We start from the raw sequence: 21,230 nt of genomic DNA, 5'->3' as shown, positions 1-21,230 counted from the left end.
CTAGTTTCGGTTGGTGTGAGATTCGCCTTCAAGACATCCCCGCAGAACACGACATGGGCCGACATGCTGGCCATCTGGAAAACTGCCGACGACATCGACGTCTTCGAATCAGGCTGGACGTTTGACCACTTCTATCCGATCTTCTCCGACTCCACCGGTCCCTGCCTGGAGGGCTGGACCACGCTCACCGCGCTGGCCCAGGCCACCACGCGGCTGCGGGTCGGGGTGCTGGTGACCGGCATCCATTACCGCCATCCCGCGGTACTGGCCAACATGGCCGCAGCGCTGGACATCATTTCCAACGGCCGCCTCGAACTCGGCATCGGGGCCGGCTGGAACGAGGAGGAGTCCGGTGCCTACGGCATCGAACTGGGCAGCATCAAGGAACGATTCGACCGGTTCGAGGAGGCGTGCGAAATTCTCAAGGGCCTGCTCAGTCAGGAGACCACGACCTTCGACGGCAAGTTCTATCAGCTCAAGGACGCCCGCAACGAGCCCAAGGGCCCGCAGCAGCCGCACCCACCGTTCTGCATCGGCGGCAGCGGCGAGAAGCGCACCTTGAAGATCACCGCCAAGTACGCCGACCACTGGAATTTCGTGGGCGGCCCGCCGGAGGAGTTCGCACGCAAGCGTGACGTGCTCGCCGCGCACTGCGCCGACATCGGGCGCGATCCCAAGGAAATCGCGTTGTCCGCGCACGTCCGCCTCGGTGCGGACCGCGATTACGCGAAGGTCGTCGCGGAGGCTGCCGCACTCGGCGAGGAAGGTCTGGACCTGGCGATCATCTACCTGCCACCGCCGTACGACACCGCGGTGCTCGAACCGCTGGCCGAGGCCATCCGGGACGCCAAGCTCTGACCAGGGGACGGTTCCCGCAGGGGGCAGGTCACCCTGCGGGAACCGCCGGTCCGGCAGAGACCAACCGGCGGCGCCGACGGTCCCTGTGTACATCCTGTGCATGGTCCGGCGGTTCTGCGCGGTGAAACGCCAAACGCGTTGCCGACTCCGTTAACTCCCGGCCGTCGCAGCCCCCACCACCGCCATCCCGGCAGGGTTGTAGCGGTCGTCGCGCACCCCCACACGTACCGCCGTCGGCCACCTCATCGGCCGAGAGTGCGACCGGGCTGGCGGCGGTGTTCTCGTCGATGGGTTCGCGGCGGCGGGTGCCGGCTTGCCGTCGACGATGTTCCAGCCGAACTTGGTGGCGATCACGACCTGCTCGCGCAGTGGCTTCAACGCCTCCCCGACGAGTCCTCGTTGACGTAGGGCCTGCAGTTCAACATCTACACCGCCCCTGCGGAGACGCCGACGGCCTCAAGCTGCTGGCGTCATGGGCGGCCAGCCAGGACGGTCTCGCCACCGAACGGGCGATCCGAAGTTAAGACTGCCCATAACGAAAAGATAACGGCGAGCAAAGTAACGCGGCCGTCAGGCGACGGCCCGCGGGAAGCCGAGATCAGACGCCGTAGCGGAGCAGCTCCGCGGCGGTGATCAGGCGCTCGTGCTTAGCTGGGAACTCGCGACTCCTGACGGGGTGGCGGAACCATGACCAGGCGATTCGACTCACTCGGGACCGTGAATCCGGGAAGTTGTACACGGCGAAAACTCCTGCAGTCGGGCGTTTAGCTGCACCGGGGGGTCACATTACCGCACGGCCCCTGCGCAATCATTAGATACCTGCTATGGAGCAAACACAGAAAGGCGCGCCGACATTAAATCCGATGTTTTTGGTGAGGCTGGAGTTGCTGGTGTGACACCGCGGGATCGGTTCGTGACCCTATCGGGCCGCCAGATTGCAGTTACGTCGCGGTTTTGCAAGTACCGCCCGCAACAACTGCAATCTCGCGGAGAGCCCCCCGCGATCTAGGCGTAACCGCTCTTCGCGCAAGCGCTCATCGCTGGGGCGCCGCGGTCGGCTTGATCGGCGCCGGCAACGCCGACTCGCCCATCAGGAACCGGTCGACACCTGCGGCCGCGGCCCGGCCCTCGGCAATCGCCCACACGATCAGCGACTGCCCCCGGCCCATATCGCCCGCCACGAACACGCCCGGCACCGTCGTCTGGAAGTCATCGGTGCGCGCCACGTTGCCGCGGTCGGTCAGCTCGACACCCAGATCGGTCAGCAGACCCTCGCGCTCCGGCCCGACGAATCCCATCGCCAGGAACACGATGTCGGCCTCGAGGTCGAAATCCGACCCCTCGACCTTCTCGAACTTCCCGGCCTTCATCTCGACCTCGTGCACCTTGAGCATCGACACCTTGCCGTCGGCCCCGACGAACTGCTCGGTGTTCACCGAGAACACCCGCTCGCCGCCCTCTTCGTGCGCGGAGGCCACCCGGAACATCAGCGGGTAGGTCGGCCACGGAGTCGAGTCGGCACGGGTCTCGGGCGGACGCGGCATGATCTCGAACTGGTGGATGCTGGCCGCGCCCTGGCGGTGCGCGGTGCCCAGGCAGTCCGCGCCGGTGTCGCCGCCACCGATGATGACGACCTTCTTGTCCTTGGCAGTGATCGGCGGCTGACCGTCGGGGCCCGCCACGTCATCGCCCTGCTGCAGCCGGTTGGCCCACGGCAGGTACTCCATCGCCTGGTGGATGCCCTCCAGTTCGCGGCCCGGGATCGGCAGATCACGCCATGCCGTCGCCCCACCGGCCAGCACCACGGCGTCGAAGTCCTCCTGCAACTGCTCGACGGTGATGTCGACGCCGACGTTGACGCCGGTACGGAACTGGGTGCCCTCGGCAGCCATCTGCTCCAGGCGCCGGTCGATGTGGCGCTTCTCCATTTTGAACTCGGGGATGCCGTAGCGCAGCAGTCCACCGATGCGGTCGGCACGCTCGAACACCGTCACCTCGTGCCCGGCCCGGGTGAGCTGCTGGGCCGCGGCCAGTCCGGCCGGCCCGGAGCCGACCACGGCCACCTTCTTACCGGTCAGCACGTCCGGCGGCAGCGGCTTGACCCAGCCCTGCGCCCAGGCGTTGTCGATGAGCTCGATCTCGACCTGCTTGATGGTCACCGGGTCCTGGTTGATGCCGAGCACGCAGGACGCCTCACACGGCGCCGGGCACAGCCGGCCGGTGAACTCCGGGAAATTGTTGGTCGCGTGCAGGCGCTCGATACCGTCACGCCAGCGGCCGCGGAACACCAGATCGTTCCACTCAGGGATCAGGTTCCCCAACGGGCAACCGTTGTGACAGAACGGGATACCGCAGTCCATGCAGCGTGATGCCTGGACCTGCAGAGTGTCCTTGGAGAAGTCCTCGTAGACCTCTTTCCAGTCCTGCAGACGCAGGTCCACGGGACGACGAGCCGGGGTCTCGCGGACCGTGTGCTTGAGAAAACCGAACGGATCAGCCACGAGCCGCCGCCATGATCGCTTCGCCGACATTCTGGCCCGAGGACTCGGCCTCGGCTATCGCCGTGAGCACACGTTTGTAGTCGCGCGGCATCACCTTCACGAACTTCGACTGATGTGCCGGCCAGTCGGCCAGGATCCGATGTCCCACAGCAGAATCGGTGACATCCACATGCGTGGTGATCATGCCGTGCAACCATTCCAGGTCGGCATCGTCCAGACCGTCAAGATCGACCATCTCCCCATTCACGTTGCCCGGTAAGACTTTGTCCGGGTCATAGACATACGCCGCGCCACCGGACATACCGGCGGCGAAGTTGCGCCCGGTGCGGCCGAGGATGACCACCTTGCCACCGGTCATGTACTCGCAGCCGTGATCACCGACACCTTCGACGACGGCGTGCGCTCCCGAGTTGCGGACGGCGAAGCGCTCGCCGACCACACCGCGCAGGAACGCCTGACCGCTGGTGGCGCCGAACAGGATCACGTTTCCGCCGATGATGTTGTCCTCGGCGACATAGTCGGCCGGGGCGCTCGCGGACGGGCGCACCACGATGCGACCGCCCGAAAGTCCCTTGCCCACATAGTCGTTGGCGTCGCCGCGGACCTTGAGCGTGATACCGCGGGGCACGAAGGCACCGAAGCTGTTGCCGGCCGACCCGTCGAAGGTGATGTCGATGGTTCCGTCCGGAAGACCTTCGCCGCCGTAGACCTTCGTGACCTCGTGGCCCAGCATGGTGCCGACCGTGCGGTTCACGTTGGCGATCTTGGTGGTGAAGCTGACGGCGGTGCCGTTGTCGATCGCTTCGCGGCTCTGCGCGATCAGCTGCTGATCCAGTGCCTTGTCCAGCCCGTGGTCCTGGACCGACGTGCAGTACAGATCCTGGTTCATGAACGCCGACTCCGGCTCGTGCAGCACCGGCGAGAGGTCGAGTTTGTAGGCCTTCCAGTGCTCGGCGGCGCGCTGGGTGTCCAGCGCACCGACCTGGCCCACCATCTCGTTGACGGTCCGGAATCCCAGCTGCGCCATCAGCTCCCGAACTTCTTCGGCGATGAACAGGAAGAAGTTCTCCACGAATTCGGGCTTGCCGTTGAACCGTTCGCGCAGCACCGGGTTCTGCGTCGCCACACCCACCGGGCAGGTGTCGAGGTGGCAGACGCGCATCATGATGCAGCCCGACACCACCAGCGGCGCGGTGGCGAAACCGAACTCCTCGGCGCCCAGCAGCGCGGCGACCACGACGTCGCGGCCGGTCTTGAGCTGGCCGTCGACCTGCACGACGATGCGGTCGCGCAGCCCGTTGAGCAGCAGGGTCTGCTGCGTCTCGGCCAGGCCCAGCTCCCATGGCGCACCGGCGTGCTTCTGCGAGGTGAGCGGTGTCGCGCCGGTACCACCGTCGTGCCCGGAGATCAGCACCACGTCGGCGTGCGCTTTCGACACACCCGCCGCGACTGTGCCGACGCCGTTCTCGGACACCAGTTTCACGTGCACCCGCGCCGCCGGATTGGCGTTCTTCAGATCGTGGATCAACTGCGCCAGATCCTCGATCGAGTAGATGTCGTGGTGCGGCGGGGGCGAGATCAGCCCGACGCCGGGCGTGGAGTGCCGGACCTCGGCCACCCACGGGTACACCTTGTGCCCCGGAAGCTGGCCGCCCTCACCCGGTTTCGCACCCTGCGCCATCTTGATCTGGATGTCGGTGCAGTTGCTCAGGTAGTGGCTGGTCACACCGAAGCGACCGGATGCGACCTGCTTGATCGCGCTGCGGCGCCAGTCACCGTTGGCGTCGGGCTCGAAGCGGTCCACGCTCTCGCCGCCCTCACCGGAGTTGGACCGGCCGCCGAGCCGGTTCATCGCGATGGCCAGCGTCTCGTGCGCCTCGGCCGAGATCGAGCCGTAGCTCATCGCGCCGGTGGAGAAACGCTTGACGATCTCGCGCGCGGATTCCACTTCGTCGAGCGGAACCGGCTGCCGCACACCGTCTTTGAACTTCAGCAGGCCACGCAACGAGGCCATCCGCTCACTCTGGTCGTCGACCAGCTTGGTGTACTCCTTGAACACCGAGTACTGCCCGGTGCGGGTGGAGTGCTGCAGCTTGAACACCGTGTCGGGGTTGAACAGGTGGTATTCACCCTCGCGTCGCCACTGGTATTCCCCGCCGACCTCGAGCTCGCGGTGTGCCCACTCGTCGGGTCGGTCCAGGTAGGCCAACTGGTGCCGGGCGGACACGTCGGCGGCGATGTCGTCCAGATCGATACCGCCCGTCGGGCAGTGCAATCCGGTGAAGTACTCGTCGAGCACCCGCTGGCTGATGCCGACCGCCTGGAACAGCTGCGCGCCGGTGTAGGAGGCCAGCGTGGAGATGCCCATCTTGGACATCACCTTGAGCACACCCTTGCCGGCGGCCTTGACGAAGTTGGCCTTGGCCGCATCACTGGTCAGCCCGGTGATGATGCCGCGGTCGACCATGTCCTCGATGGACTCGAAGGCCATGTACGGGTTGATCGCGGCCGCGCCGAAGCCGACCAGCATGGCCATGTGGTGCACCTCGCGGGCGTCACCGGTCTCGACCACCAGGCCGACCTGGGTGCGGGTGCGCTCCCGGACCAGGTGGTGGTGCACCGCGGCGACGGACAACAGCGACGGGATCGGCGCCAGCCACTCGGTGGACTCGCGGTCGGAGAGCACGATGATGCGCGCGCCGTTGCGGATGGCCTGGCTCACCTTGGCGCGGACTTCTTCCAGCGCGCGGCGCAGCCCGGGACCGCCGTCGGCGACGGGGTACAGGCAGCTCACCACGGCGGCCCGCATGCCGTGCTTGCGGCCGCGGATCTCATGGTCGGGATCGACGTGGATGAGCTTGGACAGATCGGCGTTGCGCAGGATCGGCTGCGACAGCACGATCTGACGGCACGAGTTCTCGTCCGGGTTCAGCAGGTCGCCCTCGGGACCGATGACACCCGCCAGGCTGGTGACCACCTCTTCGCGGATGGCGTCCAGCGGCGGGTTCGTGACCTGCGCGAACAACTGCTGGAAGTAGTCGTAGAGCATCCGGGGACGTTGCGAGAGCACCGCGATCGGGGTGTCGGTGCCCATCGAGCCCAGCGCCTCGGCGCCGGTACGCGCCATCGGCGCCACCAGCAGGTTGAGCTCCTCGTAGGTGTAACCAAACGCCTGCTGCCGCAGGACGACCCGGTGGTGGGGCATCTTGACGTAATCGCCGGGCGGCAGATCGTCGACGTGGAACTGGCCGGCGTCCAGCCATTCCTGGTACGGGTGCTCGGCGGCCAGCTCGGCCTTGATCTCCTCATCGGAGACGATGCGGCCCTGGGCGGTGTCCACGAGGAACATCCGGCCGGGCTGCAGACGGAGCTTCTGCACCACGGTGGCCGGGTCGAGGTCCAGCACGCCGGCCTCCGAGGCCATCACGACCAGGCCGTCGTCGGTCACCCAGATGCGCGACGGGCGCAGGCCGTTGCGGTCCAGCACCGCGCCGACGACGGTGCCGTCGGTGAAGCACACCGAGGCCGGGCCGTCCCACGGCTCCATCAGCGAGCCGTGGTAGCGGTAGAAGGCCCGCCGGGCCGGGTCCATGTCCTCGTTGCGCTCCCACGCCTCGGGGATCATCATCAGCACGGCGTGCGCGATGCTGCGGCCACCCAGGTGCAGCAGTTCCAGGACCTCGTCGAACCGCGCGGTGTCCGAGGCCCCGGGGGTACAGACCGGGAAGATCTTGTTCAGGTCGTTGTGGTAGCCGAACACGTCGGTGTGGATCAGCGCTTCCCGCGCCCGCATCCAGTTCTCGTTGCCGGTGACGGTGTTGATCTCGCCGTTGTGTGCGACGCGGCGGAACGGGTGCGCCAGCGGCCACGACGGGAACGTGTTGGTGGAGAACCGCGAGTGCACGATACCCAGCGCGCTGGTCAGCCGCTCATCCTGCAGATCCAGGTAGAACGCCCGCAACTGGGGCGTGGTGAGCATGCCCTTGTAGACCAGGGTCTGCCCGGAAAGGCTTGGGAAGTAGACGGTCTCACGACCGGGGCCGTCCTGCCCGGGCCCCTTGGTGCCCAGCTCGTGCTCGGCGCGCTTGCGGATCACGAAGGCGCGCCGCTCCAGGTCCATCCCGGAGGCGCCGCCGATGAACACCTGGCGCAATGTCGGCATGGCATCGCGGGCCAAGGCGCCCAACGAGGAATCGTCGGTCGGGACATCCCGCCAGCCCAGCAGGGTCAGGCCCTCGGCCTCGATGATCTTCTCGACGGCCTCGCAGGCCAGCTTGGCGTCACGGGCCGACTGCGGCAGGAAGGCGATGCCGGTGACGTAGCTGCCCTCCTCGGGCAGGTCGAAGTCCACCACGGCGCGCAGGAACGCGTCGGGAACCTGCAGCAGGATGCCCGCGCCGTCGCCGGTGTTCGGCTCGGCCCCGGCGGCGCCGCGGTGCTCCAGGTTCAGCAGGGCGGTGATGGCCTTGTCGACGATGTCGCGGCTGCGGCGGCCGTGCATGTCGGCGACCATGGCCACACCGCACGAATCGTGCTCATAGGCGGGGTTGTACATCCCCTGCGGACGCGGGGAGCGATTAAGCCCCGTGGGCACTGGTCCCATCCGGACACCACCTGACCCTTTACTCTCTTGCCCTGCTCGCGAGAAGCTGGGTGTGTTACTGCCTGCTGTGACCAGCGGCATCCGCCGGCGTTTCGGCCAGGCGATCGCGGTGCCTCGTGCAGCACTGAACGACGGCCAGTCCCGCTCGCCTTGAGTTGGGAAAAACGATATGACAAACACCGCCTGACATGCCAACTTAGTCGAACCTAACTAAGTTGGCCGAGGGCGATTACGGCGGCGTTCGCGTGTTCTTCGCGCTGAGGCGAAAATGGCTGCGACGCTTGCATTTTCACAGTCTGCACACTCCATGGACAGCACCGGCCGCCGGCAGCCCGCATTGCACAATCGTTTGCTGAAAACTACTTTTCATGCCCTCAACAGCACCGATGAAGCGCCTGGCAATTTGCTCAAAGCCTGGCCAGATTCTTAACCACCACGGCGCCCCGGCTGATCCCCTGCCGATCACTGACCCCACCAGCCACATCAGACACTTGGGCCGCACGTCGGCCGGGCCTGCTCGGCTGCCCGCGTCGCGACGCGAACGCCATGTCAAGCTGAGTGCCGTGTCTCATTCATCGGCCGCGTCCTACCCACTGAACACACCGCCGGGCCGGTTCGGCATCACCAACCTGGCCACCGGTGCACAGCACTGTGCGGCCACCATGCCGCTTGCCGGGCTGGACAATCCGTTCACCGGCGCCCCGAGCCTTGCTCCGCTGGCCGTGCTCGTGGACCACATCGCCGGATTCACCAATCATCTGCGCCGACCCGACGGGCACTGGACGGTGTCCAGTGAACTGACCATGGAATTCACTCCCGACGCCCAGGCCGTGTTGGCGGCCGACCCGGCCACCCCGGTACTCGCCGAGAGCCGGCCCGTGGGCGCCGCGACCACCACGTCGCTGTCGGCCTGTGATCTCAGCCACGGCGGCGTCGGTATCGGGGTGGGCACCGTCCGGACGTTCTACATCGCCGTCTCCGCGCCGGCGGCGCCTGCCACCGAGCCGACCGCGGTAGCCGAGCTACTGCCGACCACGCTCGGCGGGCTGATGGCCGTCCAGGTCGCCGAGGCCGGCGGCGCCGACCCGATGCTCGTGCAACACGCCAATCCCGCGGTGAACAACACGATGGGCGCGGTACACGGCGGCGTCGCCGCGGCCGGCCTGGAGTTGGTGGCCGCGGCCGCACTGGCCACCGGCGCGAGCGGAGCGACGGGGATGTCCACCGCCACCCCGCTGCGCACCGCATCGCTTCGGGTGAACTATCTACGCCGACTCATCTCCGGCGACCGATCCCACTACACCGCAACCGCTTTGCACAGCGGGCGCAGCAGCGGGGTCGCCGACGCCCGGGCCTTCGACGCCGACGGCCGGCTGGCGCTGGTGGGCAGGCTCACCGCGTATCTCTGACGCGCGGACTCCCCCGAATCTAGGAAACGTCTCTATCCAGCCAAGATTCGGACACATTCGCTTTTCCTGGACGCCGGCTGTGCGACTCTCACGACAGACGCCATGTCCAGCAAAGGAGCTCGTCATGTCAAGACCGTCCATGCAACACCGACTGGCAGCAGAATTCATCGGAACGTTCTGGCTCGTCCTCGGCGGCTGCGGTAGCGCCGTCTTCGCCGCCAAGTTCGTCGCCGCAGACGGTACCTCACTCGGCATCGGATTCCTGGGTGTGGCACTGGCATTCGGCCTCACCGTGCTCACCGGCGTGTACGCCTTCGGCACCATCTCCGGAGGGCACTTCAACCCGGCGGTGACCTTGGGCGCGGCGCTGGCCCGCCGGGTGGAATGGTCGGCACTGCCCGTCTACTGGGTGGCTCAGGTGCTCGGCGGCCTCGTGGCCGGTGGCGTCATCTATTTCGTGGCCGGCGGCCAGGAGGGCTGGAGCGCGACGGGCAACATGGCGGCCAACGGCTACGGGGCACACTCGCCCGGTGGGTTCTCACTGGCCGCGGTTCTGGTCACCGAGATCGTCCTGACGGCCGTCTTCCTGTTGGTGATCCTCGGCTCCACCGATGATCGCGCACCGAAAGGTTTTGCCGGACTTTCCATCGGCCTCACTCTGACGTTGATCCACCTGATCTCCATCCCGATCTCCAACACCTCGGTGAATCCCGCCCGTTCGACGGCGGTGGCATTCTTCAACGGGGACGGCGCACCGGCCCAACTGTGGGCCTTCTGGTTGGCGCCACTGGTCGGCGCGGCGATCGCCGGGGTGGCCTATCCGTTCCTGTTCGGGGTCGCCGAACAACTCGCCGACCGCCCCGACCGCGACGACGCGCTGGAGCGTACCAGCTAGCTACAGTGCCTTGAGGTCCGGAATGGCCTGGCGCGCACCGAATCTGGGATTGCGCGCCAGGCCGCTGGCCTCCAGCAGCCGCACCGCGCGCTGGCGGTGCGGCCGCAGCGGTTCCAGTAGCTCGACCATGGCCTCGTCATCGATGCGATGGCCCTGCAACGTCATCCCCACCATGTTGGACAGGTGGTAGTCCCCCACCGAGATCGCGTCGGCGTCACCGAAGGCGCGCTGCATCGTCTCGGCCGCGGTCCATACCCCCACCCCGGGCAGCGATCGGAAACCCGCCTCGGTGCGGCAACGTTCCAGTGCGTCGGCCCGCTGGGCACAGCCGACGATGGCGCGCGCCCGCCCGGGATCGATGTTGGCGCGGTGGAACTCCCAGGACGGGATGCGCCGCCAGACCTCGGCCGCGGGCGGCACCCGCATGCCCGCCGGTGCCGGCCCGGGTGCCGGTGCTCCGTATTTCGTCACCAGCAGCCGCCACCCGCGGAAGGCGTCCTTACCGGCCACCCGTTGTTCGATGATCGCGGGGATCAGCGACTCCAACACCCGGCCGGTGCGCCCCAGACGCAGGTGCGGGACCCTGCGGTGGGCTTCGGCGACCGTCGGCTCGAGGGGGCGGAAATCCGAGGCGTCATCCTCGGCCCCCAGGTATGCCGGCAGCCCATCCAGGAACTCGGCGGCGCCGGCACCCCAGGCCTCGCATTCGGCGACGCTGCGGGTGCTGGTGATCCGTGCCGTCACCGGACCGGTGGGCATCAGGCTGGCCCGCCAGATGACACCGTCCACCACGCCGAAGCACGGGTCGCCCGGGCCACGGCGCAGCGGCGCGAGTGTCAGACCCGGGCTGACGGGACCGGTGAAGGCCACACTGCTGGTGGGCACCGCTCCAAGGTTAGAGGAGTTGGATGTCCGTCTTGTCCGGGTAGAACGCCACCCGGCCCGCGATCGCGGCCACCGCCGGGTAGGGCTGCTCATAGGTCCAGACGGCGTCGGACACCCCGGCCACGTCGTAGTAGCTGGCATCACCCTTGAACGGGCAGTAGGTCTGGGTGTCGCTGCGGGTGAGGACGCCGGGCGCGACGTCGGTCAGCGGCAGGTACTGCACCGCCGGGTAGGTCGATTCCTGCAACGTCAGCGCGTCCTCGGTGTCGGCGACGACGTCCCCGTTGACGCGCACGGTGACGCGCCGTCCGGTGGGGGTGATGGTGATGGGATGCGCCGGGCTGGGCTCGAGCACAGGGCGTTCGGTCATACCGTCAACAACGTGCGGCAGCCGGTGTGTGATTCCCGACACTTACCGGGGTTTAGCATCATCGGCATGGCTACATCCGGTCCGGCCGCCGCAAGCGCTGAGGTCACCATCGCCGCCCCACCCGACGCGGTGTACGCGCTGATCACCGACTTGCAGGCGATGGCCGCACTGGCCGAGGAGACCCACGCAATGGAGTGGGTGGCCGGCGCCGCGGCGGCCCCGGGCGCGGTGTTCAAGGGCCACAATCGCAACGGGTCGAAGACCTGGACCACCAAGTGCACGGTGACGGCCGCCGAGCCGGGCCGCACCTTCGCCTTCGATGTGCGGTCGACGGGCCTGCCGATCGCGCACTGGCGCTACGACATCGTGGCCACCGACGGCGGTTGCACCGTCACCGAGCAGACCTGGGACCATCGGCCGGGCTGGTTCAAACCACTGGCCGGACTGGCGACCGGTATCTCGGACCGGACCAGCGCCAATGCCGAGCACATCAAGCTCACCTTGGCTCGGCTGAAGGCCACGGCCGAGTCCGCCGGATAGGGGACCTGGCAGTACCTGTTCCAGCAGGTCCTGTCGCCTCGGTGCACGGTGGCGTTCACTGGTGGGCGAGGAAAGGACTTTTCGATGGAACAAGCGAAACTGGGCGACCTCGTGGTCGGCCGTATCGGCCTGGGCACCATGGGTATGTCGTTCGCCTACGGCAGCGCCGGACGTGACGACGAGGAATCGGTCCGCACCATCCACCGCGCCGTCGATCTCGGTGTCACGCTGATCGACACCGCCGAGGTGTACGGCCCTTACGTCAACGAGGAGCTGGTCGGCCGGGCCCTGGCAGGCCGCCGTGACCAGGTGGTGCTGGCGACCAAGTTCGGGATGATCTCGCACACCGGCCGGGCGGGAGTGGACAGCAGCCCGGCGAGCGTCCGCACCGCGGTCGAGAGATCGTTGCGGCGCTTGGGCACCGACCACATCGACCTGTACTACCAGCACCGGCTGGATCGCCAGACGCCGATCGAAGACACCATCGGGACGGTCACGGAACTGATCGCCGAGGGCAAGGTGCGCCACATCGGCTTGTCCGAGGTGGGTGTGGAGACCATCCGGCGCGCCAACGCCGTGCATCCCATTTCCGCGCTGCAGTCCGAATATTCGCTGTGGACACGGGATTCCGACGGCGACATCCTGGCCACGCTGCGCGAACTGGGTATCGGGTTCGTGGCCTATTCGCCGCTGGGCCGCGGGTTCCTGACGGGTGCGATCCGTTCGGTGGACGATCTGGCCGACGACGACACCCGCAGGCAGAACCCTCGTTTCGAGGGCGAGAACTTCGACCGCAACCTGGCCCTGGCCGACGAGGTGCGCACCATCGCCGATGCGGTCGGTGCCACCCCCGCGCAGGTTGCGCTGGCCTGGCTGCTGTCCAAAGGTCCTGACATCGTGCCCATTCCGGGGACCAAACGGGTGTCACGGCTGGAGGAGAACGTCGCCGCCGATTCCGTGACGCTCAGCGCGGAGCAACTGGCCACCCTGGATGCGATGGCACCGGCCGCGGGCGGCCATCACAGCGACGCACAGATGGAAATGATCGACCGGAGCTGACGGCTACGGCCGGCCGGTGATCAGGTCGGCCACCCGTGCGATCGGCGACGTGCCCGCCCGGCCACCGGCCTCGTGCCGGTCGGCCAGTTTGTAGGCGATGTAGAGCCCGCGCACACCCAGCCAGCGCAGCGGTTCGGGCTCCCAGTCCCGTGATTGGTGGTCCACCCAGGGCAGCCTGGTGATATCGGTGGCCCGCCGCAACACCAGATCGGCCAGGGTGCGTCCGGCCAGGTTCGTGGCGGTAACGCCATGTCCCACATAGCCGCCCGCCCAGCCCAGTCCGCTGGACCGGTCCAGGGCCACCCCGGCGTCCCAGTCCCGCGGCACCGCGAGCACCCCGCACCAGCCGTGCGCGATCGGCACCTCGCGCACCTGCGGCAGGATGTCGTGCAGCACCTGGGTCAACGCGGTGATGGTGCGCTGCGGCACCTGCCCGTCGTGGTCGGTGCGTGAGGCGAAGCGGTATGGCACGCTGCGTCCGCCGATGGCGATCCGGTCATCCACCGTGCGCTGCGCGTAGAAGAAGCCGTGCGCCGTGTCTCCGACGGTCTCCCTTCCGGCCCAACCGATTTCGTCCCATACCGGTGCCGGGATCGGTTCGGTGGCGATCATCGAGCTGTTCATCGGCAGCCAGCGCCGCCGTAGCCCGCGCATCCGGGCGGTGAATCCCTCGGTGCAGCGCAGCACGATCGGAGCGCGCACGGTGCCCCGGAAGGTGACCGCCCGGCCGGGCGCGATCTCGGTGACCAGGGACCGCTCGTAGATGTCGACGCCGAGCCGCTGCACGGTGTCGGCGAGCCCATGGGCCAGCCATGCCGGCTGTATCCGCGCGCAGTGCGGGGTGTGGAAGGCCGAGACCACCTTGGTGAACCGGATTCGTTGTGCCGCTTCGGCACTCGTCAATTCGGTGATACCGTCGACCTGCCAGTCGCGCTCCTGCGCCAGCGTGGCGGCCAGCCGCGCGGCTTGGGCCGGGTTGCGGGCGATCTCCAGGGTGCCGCCCTTGACCACACCGGCGTCGATGCCTTCCCGCGCGGCGACGTCGATGACCTCGTCCACCGACTCGTTGAGCGCGCGCTGCCAGGCGATGACGCCGTCGCGGCCGTGCCGCTTGGCCATCGCGTTGCGGTCACCGGGCACCAGCCCGGACAACCAGCCGCCGTTGCGGCCGGACGCCCCGAATCCGGCGAACCGCGCCTCCAGCACGGTGACGCGCAGCGACGGGTCCAGCGTCTTGAGGTAGTAGGCCGTCCACAGCCCGGTGTAGCCGGCACCGACGATGACCACGTCGGCGTCGCGGTCCCCCGGCAACGGTGGCCGCGGCGTCGGCAGCGTGCCGAACCAATGAGAGACCTGACCATTGACCACGTGACCATCACCAGGGGCGGGCATCGGTCGATTCTGGCAGGCGCCGGTTGTCGGCCATCGGGTCACCCGGGGAAGCGGCCGCCTTCGCCCGTCCTGAGTCAGAAGGCGTAGCGGTGATACTGCGCCATGTACTTGGTCGCCGGGAACGCGGACATCACCCGGGCCAGCACCCGGAACGGCAGCGACACCTGCCGGAAGCTCGGCGTTTCGAACGGGGACTGCCAGGCCAGCAGTCGCACGCCGGGCACCGCCGCGATGATCTCCTCGGGCCGGGTGATGCCCCAGTGCAGCGTCGCGCCGGCGCGGCGCACCACCGCGTTGCTCCACTGCGTCCTGATGCCGAAACGGCTGAACGCATCGAATTGCAGTTCGCCCGTTGGGAACTGCGCGACGACGCGTCGTAACAAAGCCACCCCGTCGGCCGCGGTCAGGTACATGGTGAGGCCCTCGCCGAGCATCAGCACCGGCCGGTCCGCGGGAATCTCCGCCAGCCACCCCGGGTCGGTGACCGAGGCGGCCACCAGATGGTGGCCCTGCGGCGACGGGTACAGCTGCCCCCGCAGCGCGGTCACATCCGGGTAGTCGATGTCGTACCAGTCCACTCCCGCACCGGGCGCCACCCGGAAGTAGCGGCTGTCCAGCCCGCAGCCGACGTGCAGCACCACGGCGTCCTGGTGCGCGGCGAGGAACTGGCGCGTCCAGTGGTCGAAATGCGCCGAACGGGTGGTCACGGCCGCCGAGTTCCGCGGGGTGATGGTGGTGCGGGACCAGTCGTAGTCGATGCGGTCGACGATCTGTTTGGCCCACCGATCGTGCAGGATCGGGTTCGGCAGATCGGCGTCCAGCGCCTTGGCGTAAAAGGTCGCGAGCATGGTCTGCGGGGCTCCGCTGAGGTCGACTTCCACGTGGTCGGTCACCCCCCGAGGCTAACCCTGCCGCAGCGCGGGCTGGACGGGCTGAACGCCGACCGGCGTGGCGTTCAGCCGGCCTTGCTCTTGCGCCGCGCCTCGCGTAGCCCGACCCAGAATCGCGCGGCCTCTCGAATCGCGTCTTCGACAGGCCTTGGTGCCCAGCCCAATTCGCGTCTTGCCTTGCTGCAGTCAACCGGCGCCTCGGCACGCATCAGCCGCACGGACGCCAACGACAACTTCTCGTCGGTGCCCCGCAACGCGCCCTTGGCGGTGCCCAGCGCGGCCAGCAGGTAGGTGAGCGGCAGTGGGATCGATCTGGCCGGTGCGGGAACACCCGCGGCGTCGGCCGCGATCCGCGCCACCTCGGCATTGCTGATCATCTTGTCCGAGATCAGGTAACGCTCACCGATCTTGCCCTTGTCCGCGGCCAGGATCAGGGCCCGCGCCGCATCGTTGACGCCGACGGCTTCGAGTTCGATCCCGCGCATCACGAACGGCAACTTGCCGAATGCCGCCGCCGCGATGATCTCGCCGTGCGGAGTTCGGCCCCAGTCCTTTCCGCCGTAGGTGGTGGACACGCACATGGCCACCGCGGGCAGATCGCGTTCACGCGCATAGTCCAGCACCAACCGCTCGGCTTCCACCCGGGACCGGACATACGGCGTCAGGCCCCGCCCGGAGATCACGTCGGCCTCGGTGGCCACCCGTCCGCGCCGCCGCCCGACGGTGGCGTAACTACTGGTGAACACGAATTTCTTCAAATTCGAAGCGATTTCGGATTCGGTGGCGATGTCCAGGACGTTGCGGGTGCCCTCGACGTTGGTGTGGAACAGCGGCGACGGGTCGCGCAGCCAGCCCCTGGTGTCGACGACGCAGTAGTAGACGACATCGACGCCCGTCATGGCTTCGCGCAGCACGGCGTTGTCCCAGATGTCACCGACGAATCGCTGCACGTCCAGGTCGTCAATGCCGACGGTGTTGGCACCGTCGCGCACCATCACCCGGACCTGCTCGCCGTCCTCGACCAGCGCGCGCACCACGTGCGAGCCCAGGTATCCGTTGGCCCCGATCACCAGTTTTGGGGCGAGCGAAGCGACGGGAGATGAGTCGGTCATTGGGCACCCCTGATGTCCTGCATCCACGCCGCCGCCTCGTCGGGCAGCGTGCCCAGGGCCTTTGCTAACTTGCACCACTTCATCGCCGCCGACACGAAGCGCAGCGGGTTGTAGATGTCCTCCTGACGCCGCCACTGGCCGTCACCGGCATAGGTGACGATCGAGATGTTGGTGGCGCTGATGATGGTGCCGTCGCCGGGGTCGCGCATCGGGTTGTCCAGCTCGCAGATCACCCGTCCGGTGGACTCGTCGAACACCGTCCACAGCGACGGGAACGCGGTCATGTGGTTGCCGGGGAAGGACTCCATGGTCTGCCAGATCCACGGCCGCACCTGTTCACGGCCGCGCATGGTGCCCGCCGCGTGCTCGATGTACTCGACGTCGGGGGTGTACTGGTCGACCCAGGGGTCCCAGTCCCGCGTCTGGGCGGCCCGCGCCACCGTCTGCTCGAACTGCGCGAATGCCTCTGCCAGCTCGTCGCGGGTGAACAACCTACTCGTCACACCTCAAACTAGAACACGTTCTAATGGCTCTTGTCGAGATTTTCACGAACGCCGGGAGCGCACCAGCCGCACGATCCCGTAACCGATCCCACCGAGCACGGCCACCGCCGCCAGCCAGGGCAGCAGCAACCCGAACGCCAGCACCACCTGTCCGACGGCGGCCACCAACAGATCCCAGCCGCGTTCGACCTGCCCGAAGAATCCGCGATACTGCTCGGGCGCAGGCCCACCGATCCGTTCGGCGCGGATCTCCACGTTCAGCGTGCTGTAGTCGATCTGGGCGCCGAGGGCCGCCCGCTGCGCACGCAGGCTGTCCAGATCGGCCTGCCGTTGCGACAGCGCCTCCTCGGCTTTGATCAACGCCTCGGGGTCTTTCGCGTCCCGCATGATGCCCAGCAGCCGATCCACCGATGTCTGCAACGCGGTGATGCGCGCGTCCAGGTCCACCCGCTGCGCGGTGACGTCGTCGGAGCTGATCTGCACGCTCTCCACGGTGCCGAGCTTCTTGAGGTCACCCAGTGCCGCATCGAGTTTGGCCGCGGGTACCCGCAGCACCAGCGACACGTGCGCGCGCCCGGTACCCGAACCAGCGTCCTCGGACCGGTTGTCGACGCGGCCGCCCGCGGTGGTCGCGATCGCGGCGGCCTTGTCCGCCGTGGCCGGTACGTCGGCGGCGGTCATCGTGACGGTCGCGGTCTTGATGACGTCGCGCTGCACCTGCGGTGCAGGTGCACCGGGTGGGGCAAGTGGTGGGCCACCGCCGGCATCGGACATCTTGGATTCGGGTGCACCGGCCATCGGTGCCACGGAGTCCCGCGCCGGCGCTCCCCCCGCGCATCCGGTGAGCGCCACCAGGAGAAGGACCAGAGCCAGGGCTTTTGCCATAAACCGAATGTACCCATAGCTGTGAGTGCGCTGGACGTATCGTGACCGGATGTGGATCCGGCCGATCCTGGTCGCCGCCGTGCTCATCGTCGCCTCCGGCGCCGGTCTGCCGAACGCAGCCGCCGACACCTCCGGCCTGATCCCCATCGGCGGTGGCCATTCGCTGTTCCTGGACTGTCAGGGCTCCGGCGCCCCGACGGTGTTCGTCATCCCCGGCAAGGGCAGTTACGCGCAGGCCTGGAACGCCGCGGTGCCGCCCGACGACCCGGCCCGGTCGTCCCCGTACGACGTGATCGACGAGGCGCAGCCGGCGCTGAGCCCGGTCTCGGTGCAGCCGCTGGTCGCCGAGACCACCGCGATCTGCACCTACGATCGCCCCGGCACCCGCCCGGACGGCAACGACCGATCCACCCCGGTACCGCAACCCCACCACCTGCGCGACGACGTCGACGACGTGGTGAAACTCATTGCCGCAGCACACCTTCGGACACCCATGATGTTCGTCGCGCATTCCTACGGCGCGTTGATCCTGGATCTGCTGGCCCGCACACATCCCGAACTGGTCAGCGGAATGGTGTTCTCCGAGCCGACCTCGGAGTTCCTGATGGCGCTGGGCCGGCCGGATCAGAATGCCGCCTTCGACACCGACGGCATGGTGGTCGACCCGCAGAGCCCCGAGGCGATCCTGGCCGACGACGCCTTCGCGCAGATCGCCGCGGCACCCCCGCTGCCCCGGGTGCCCGCCATCGTGCTGAGCGCGGACAAGTTCGCGCCGCCGTGGGTGTTGAAGCCGGACAACTACACGCAGGCGCAGATACACGGGGCCAACGACCTGCTGGCCGCCGCGCTGGGCACCACCAACGTGATCATCCCCGGCACCGGCCACAACCAGATGCTCTATCAGCCGCAGGCCGTCGCCGACCAGATCACCGGGGTCGTCGCGCGGGCACCGCCGGGAACTAACCGCACGTCAGCGGGGTTGTACATGTGCCACGCAAAGGAGGCACATGCAATTTCACAAAAACCCCGCAGCGGTGGACGCCCTGACCCCGGAGCAGTACCGGGTGACCCAGCGCGACGGCACCGAGCGGGCGTTCACCGGCGAGTATTGGGACAACCACGAACCGGGTATCTATGTGGACGTGGTGTCGGGCGAGCCGTTGTTCGCCTCGGTCGACAAGTTCGACAGCGGCAGCGGATGGCCCAGCTTCACCAAACCCATCCAGTCCGAGAACGTGGTGGCCAAGCGCGACTTCTCGCACCTGATGATCAGAACCGAAGTGCGTTCGGCAGGCGCCGACAGCCACCTCGGCCACCTGTTCACCGACGGTCCCCGCGACCGCGGAGGGTTGCGCTACTGCATCAACTCGGCTTCGCTGAAGTTCATCCACCTCGATGACCTCGAGGCGCAGGGCTATGGCGAGTATCGGACGCTTTTCACGACGCAGGAGGACAAGTGAACAACAACCAGAAGGCGATTCTGGCGGGCGGCTGCTTCTGGGGCATGCAGGATCTGATCCGCAAGCAACCGGGAGTGGTGTCCACCCGAGTGGGTTACACCGGCGGGACGAACGATCACCCGACCTACCGCAATCATCCCGGCCATGCCGAGGCGATCGAGATCATCTACGACCCCGCGTCGACCGATTTCCGCGCACTGCTGGAGTTTTTCTTCCAGATCCACGATCCGTCCACCAAGGACCGGCAGGGCAATGATGTCGGCAGCAGCTACCGGTCGGCGATCTTCTATGTCGATGATGACCAGAAGCAGGTGGCACTGGACACCATCGCCGATGTGGACGCGTCGGGTTTGTGGCCCGGCAGGGTGGTGACCGAGGTCGTGCCCGAGGCCGACTTCTGGGAGGCCGAGCCCGAGCACCAGGACTATCTGGTGCGCTACCCGTCGGGCTACACCTGCCATTTCCCGCGGCCCGGCTGGAAGCTACCCAAGCGGGCCGAGATCAGCTAGCTCCTGCGGGCCAGCGTCACCCGGCCACCGCGTTTCGGTGTGAAGGCGACTCCACGGGAGTGCACCTTCTCAGCGGGCGCGGTGGTGGTGGCGATGGTGAAGTGCCGCAGCACCGTGCGCAGCACGACGTCCATCTCCACATTGGCGAAAACGGCGCCGACGCAGCGCCGGGTGCCGCCGCCGTAGGCCGCCCAGGCCAACGGCGGGCGTGTCCCCATGAACCGCTCCGGATCGAAGCGGTCGGCGGCGGCGAACTCGCGCTGGTGCAGCTGGGACAGGCTGACCATGATGGTATGACCTTGCGGCACAACCCATTCCCCGAGCTCGAAGGTCGGCGAATGAACGTGCCGGCCCGCGAAGTCGATCACGGTGCGGGCGCGCTGAGTTTCCAGGATGACGGCTTGGCGGTATTCGTTCGAGTCGCCGGCGGCCTCCTCGACGAGTCGGGCCAGCACCTGCGGATGGCGACTGATCCGCTCGAAAACCCATGCCAGAGTGGACGCCGTCGTCTCATGCCCCGCGGCCAGCAGTGTCAGCAGTTCGTCGGCGATGTCCTGTCCGGACATCACCGTCTCGTCCTCGTAGGTACTGCGCAGCAACAGCGCCAGGACATCGTCGCGGTCCGCCAGTCCCGGGTCGGCGCGCACCTCCTCGATCAGCCGACCGACCACCGCGTCGTAGCGGCGGCGGTACTCCGCCAGCCGCCCCCACGGACTGAGTCGCCCGTAATCGCGTTTCGGGCTGGGCATGGTGGCCAGCCGGGATCCCAGCGTCACCCACGGCGGAATGATGTCGCGCAGTTCGTCCAGGTGCGCGCCGTCGGCGCCGAACACCGCCCGCAGGATCGCGTTCAGGGTGATCCGCATCATCGGCTCCAGCGTCGGAAAGTCTTGTCCGACAGGCCAGTCCGCGGCTTCTCGGAGCGTCTCCTCTTCGAAGATGCGCTCGTAGTTCTTGATGCTCTTGCCGTGGAACGGCGGTGTCAGCAGCTTGCGTCGGCGCCGGTGCTCGGCGCGGTCCAGCGCGAACACCGACCCGGGGCCAAGCACCCGGGACAGGTTGGGCTGGATATTGCCGACGTCGTCGGTGTTGGCCGTGAACAACTGTTTGGCCAGTTGCGGGTCGGCGACGATGACGGTCTCGCCGAACACCGGCAGGCTGATCGTGACGGCGCTGCCGTAGCGCCGGACCAGCATCTCCGTCATCGGCCGCCGGAACAGGGCGAACGCGATGCCTTGCGCGGATCGGGCGATCCGCGGTCCGGGCGGCACCCGCACCGCCCGCGGTGTGACCGACGCCTTCAAGGTCGCTTCGCTCATGGCCGACTCCAACCCATACGTTGGTACTGCTCTGTACCAG

Annotated in this window: 18 protein-coding genes and 1 pseudogene; 8 read left to right on the top strand and 11 right to left on the bottom strand. The window is 67.7% G+C overall.

What is annotated here, in order from left to right:
• Positions 1–15 precede the first annotated feature (15 nt).
• Positions 16–858, top strand: a complete 843-nt coding sequence (locus ACXPWS_RS00580; protein WP_458710574.1) for an LLM class F420-dependent oxidoreductase — start codon at positions 16–18, stop codon at positions 856–858.
• Positions 859–1,008: 150 nt separating this feature from the next.
• On the opposite strand, the gene ACXPWS_RS00575 is transcribed toward ACXPWS_RS00580, so the two are convergent.
• From ACXPWS_RS00575 to gltB, 3 genes are all read right to left on the bottom strand, one after another.
• Positions 1,009–1,236 carry a hypothetical protein gene (locus ACXPWS_RS00575; protein WP_458710573.1) on the bottom strand — a complete coding sequence of 76 codons (228 nt, stop codon included), beginning with the start codon at positions 1,234–1,236 and terminating at the stop codon, positions 1,009–1,011.
• A gap of 656 nt (positions 1,237–1,892) precedes the next feature.
• Positions 1,893–3,359, bottom strand: coding sequence for a glutamate synthase subunit beta (locus ACXPWS_RS00570; protein WP_458710572.1), 1,467 nt, complete (start codon positions 3,357–3,359; stop codon positions 1,893–1,895).
• The gene (gltB, locus tag ACXPWS_RS00565) at positions 3,352–7,962 is read right to left on the bottom strand and encodes a glutamate synthase large subunit (protein ID WP_458710571.1); all 4,611 of its coding nucleotides are present in this window, start codon (positions 7,960–7,962) and stop codon (positions 3,352–3,354) included. Before gltB ends, ACXPWS_RS00570 begins: the two co-directional genes overlap by 8 nt.
• 563 nt (positions 7,963–8,525) lie before the next feature.
• On the opposite strand from gltB, the gene ACXPWS_RS00560 reads away from it, so the two are divergent.
• Positions 8,526–9,371: a PaaI family thioesterase gene (locus tag ACXPWS_RS00560; RefSeq protein WP_458710570.1), complete on the top strand. Its 846-nt coding sequence runs from the start codon at positions 8,526–8,528 to the stop codon at positions 9,369–9,371.
• Positions 9,372–9,495: 124 nt separating this feature from the next.
• Positions 9,496–10,266: an aquaporin Z gene (aqpZ, locus tag ACXPWS_RS00555; RefSeq protein ID WP_458710569.1), complete on the top strand. Its 771-nt coding sequence runs from the start codon at positions 9,496–9,498 to the stop codon at positions 10,264–10,266.
• Here the strand turns inward: aqpZ and ACXPWS_RS00550 are convergent, their stop codons facing one another.
• Both ACXPWS_RS00550 and ACXPWS_RS00545 read right to left on the bottom strand, forming a co-directional pair.
• Positions 10,267–11,151 (bottom strand): DNA-3-methyladenine glycosylase family protein, encoded by an 885-nt coding sequence (locus ACXPWS_RS00550; protein ID WP_458710568.1) that lies wholly within the window; start codon positions 11,149–11,151, stop codon positions 10,267–10,269.
• Positions 11,152–11,161: 10 nt separating this feature from the next.
• On the bottom strand, positions 11,162–11,521 hold the full coding sequence (locus ACXPWS_RS00545; protein ID WP_458710567.1) for a DUF427 domain-containing protein: 360 nt from the start codon (positions 11,519–11,521) through the stop codon (positions 11,162–11,164).
• Between the two features lie 66 nt (positions 11,522–11,587).
• Here ACXPWS_RS00545 and ACXPWS_RS00540 point away from each other — a divergent pair, with 66 nt between their 5' ends.
• Both ACXPWS_RS00540 and ACXPWS_RS00535 read left to right on the top strand, forming a co-directional pair.
• Positions 11,588–12,061, top strand: coding sequence for an SRPBCC family protein (locus ACXPWS_RS00540; protein WP_458710566.1), 474 nt, complete (start codon positions 11,588–11,590; stop codon positions 12,059–12,061).
• Between the two features lie 84 nt (positions 12,062–12,145).
• Positions 12,146–13,120: an aldo/keto reductase gene (locus ACXPWS_RS00535; protein WP_458710565.1), complete on the top strand. Its 975-nt coding sequence runs from the start codon at positions 12,146–12,148 to the stop codon at positions 13,118–13,120.
• A gap of 3 nt (positions 13,121–13,123) precedes the next feature.
• Here the strand turns inward: ACXPWS_RS00535 and ACXPWS_RS00530 are convergent, their stop codons facing one another.
• The 5 genes from ACXPWS_RS00530 to ACXPWS_RS00510 all read right to left on the bottom strand — a co-directional run bounded on the left by ACXPWS_RS00530 (position 13,124) and on the right by ACXPWS_RS00510 (position 17,869).
• Positions 13,124–14,512 carry an NAD(P)/FAD-dependent oxidoreductase gene (locus ACXPWS_RS00530; RefSeq protein ID WP_458710564.1) on the bottom strand — a complete coding sequence of 463 codons (1,389 nt, stop codon included), beginning with the start codon at positions 14,510–14,512 and terminating at the stop codon, positions 13,124–13,126.
• Positions 14,513–14,586: 74 nt separating this feature from the next.
• The gene (locus tag ACXPWS_RS00525) at positions 14,587–15,360 is read right to left on the bottom strand and encodes a class I SAM-dependent methyltransferase (protein ID WP_458713779.1); all 774 of its coding nucleotides are present in this window, start codon (positions 15,358–15,360) and stop codon (positions 14,587–14,589) included.
• 107 nt (positions 15,361–15,467) lie between these two features.
• The gene (locus ACXPWS_RS00520) at positions 15,468–16,514 is read right to left on the bottom strand and encodes an NAD-dependent epimerase/dehydratase family protein (protein ID WP_458710563.1); all 1,047 of its coding nucleotides are present in this window, start codon (positions 16,512–16,514) and stop codon (positions 15,468–15,470) included.
• A complete protein-coding gene (locus tag ACXPWS_RS00515; RefSeq protein ID WP_458710562.1) occupies positions 16,511–17,017 on the bottom strand; it encodes a nuclear transport factor 2 family protein in 507 nt (168 codons plus the stop codon). Before ACXPWS_RS00515 ends, ACXPWS_RS00520 begins: the two co-directional genes overlap by 4 nt.
• A 42-nt stretch (positions 17,018–17,059) precedes the next feature.
• On the bottom strand, positions 17,060–17,869 hold the full coding sequence (locus ACXPWS_RS00510) for a DUF4349 domain-containing protein (protein ID WP_458713778.1): 810 nt from the start codon (positions 17,867–17,869) through the stop codon (positions 17,060–17,062).
• Between the two features lie 82 nt (positions 17,870–17,951).
• Between ACXPWS_RS00510 and ACXPWS_RS00505 the strand changes: the two are divergent.
• The 3 genes and pseudogenes from ACXPWS_RS00505 to msrA all read left to right on the top strand — a co-directional run.
• Positions 17,952–18,434, top strand: a pseudogene (locus tag ACXPWS_RS00505) (alpha/beta fold hydrolase); the annotation flags it as partial.
• Positions 18,435–18,909: 475 nt separating this feature from the next.
• Positions 18,910–19,362 (top strand): peptide-methionine (R)-S-oxide reductase MsrB, encoded by a 453-nt coding sequence (gene msrB, locus ACXPWS_RS00500; RefSeq protein ID WP_458713777.1) that lies wholly within the window; start codon positions 18,910–18,912, stop codon positions 19,360–19,362.
• On the top strand, positions 19,359–19,871 hold the full coding sequence (gene msrA / locus ACXPWS_RS00495) for a peptide-methionine (S)-S-oxide reductase MsrA (RefSeq protein ID WP_458710561.1): 513 nt from the start codon (positions 19,359–19,361) through the stop codon (positions 19,869–19,871). The genes msrB and msrA overlap by 4 nt, the downstream gene beginning before the upstream one ends.
• On the opposite strand, the gene ACXPWS_RS00490 is transcribed toward msrA, so the two are convergent.
• A complete protein-coding gene (locus tag ACXPWS_RS00490) occupies positions 19,868–21,190 on the bottom strand; it encodes a cytochrome P450 (RefSeq protein ID WP_458710560.1) in 1,323 nt (440 codons plus the stop codon). The two genes, msrA and ACXPWS_RS00490, sit on opposite strands and share 4 nt — an antisense overlap.
• Positions 21,191–21,230: the final 40 nt, after the last annotated feature.

It is taken from the genome of Mycobacterium sp. BMJ-28 (genome assembly GCF_054404835.1).
Note: the sequence above shows the minus strand (reverse complement) of the source record. Positions and strands in the feature narration are given on the sequence as shown.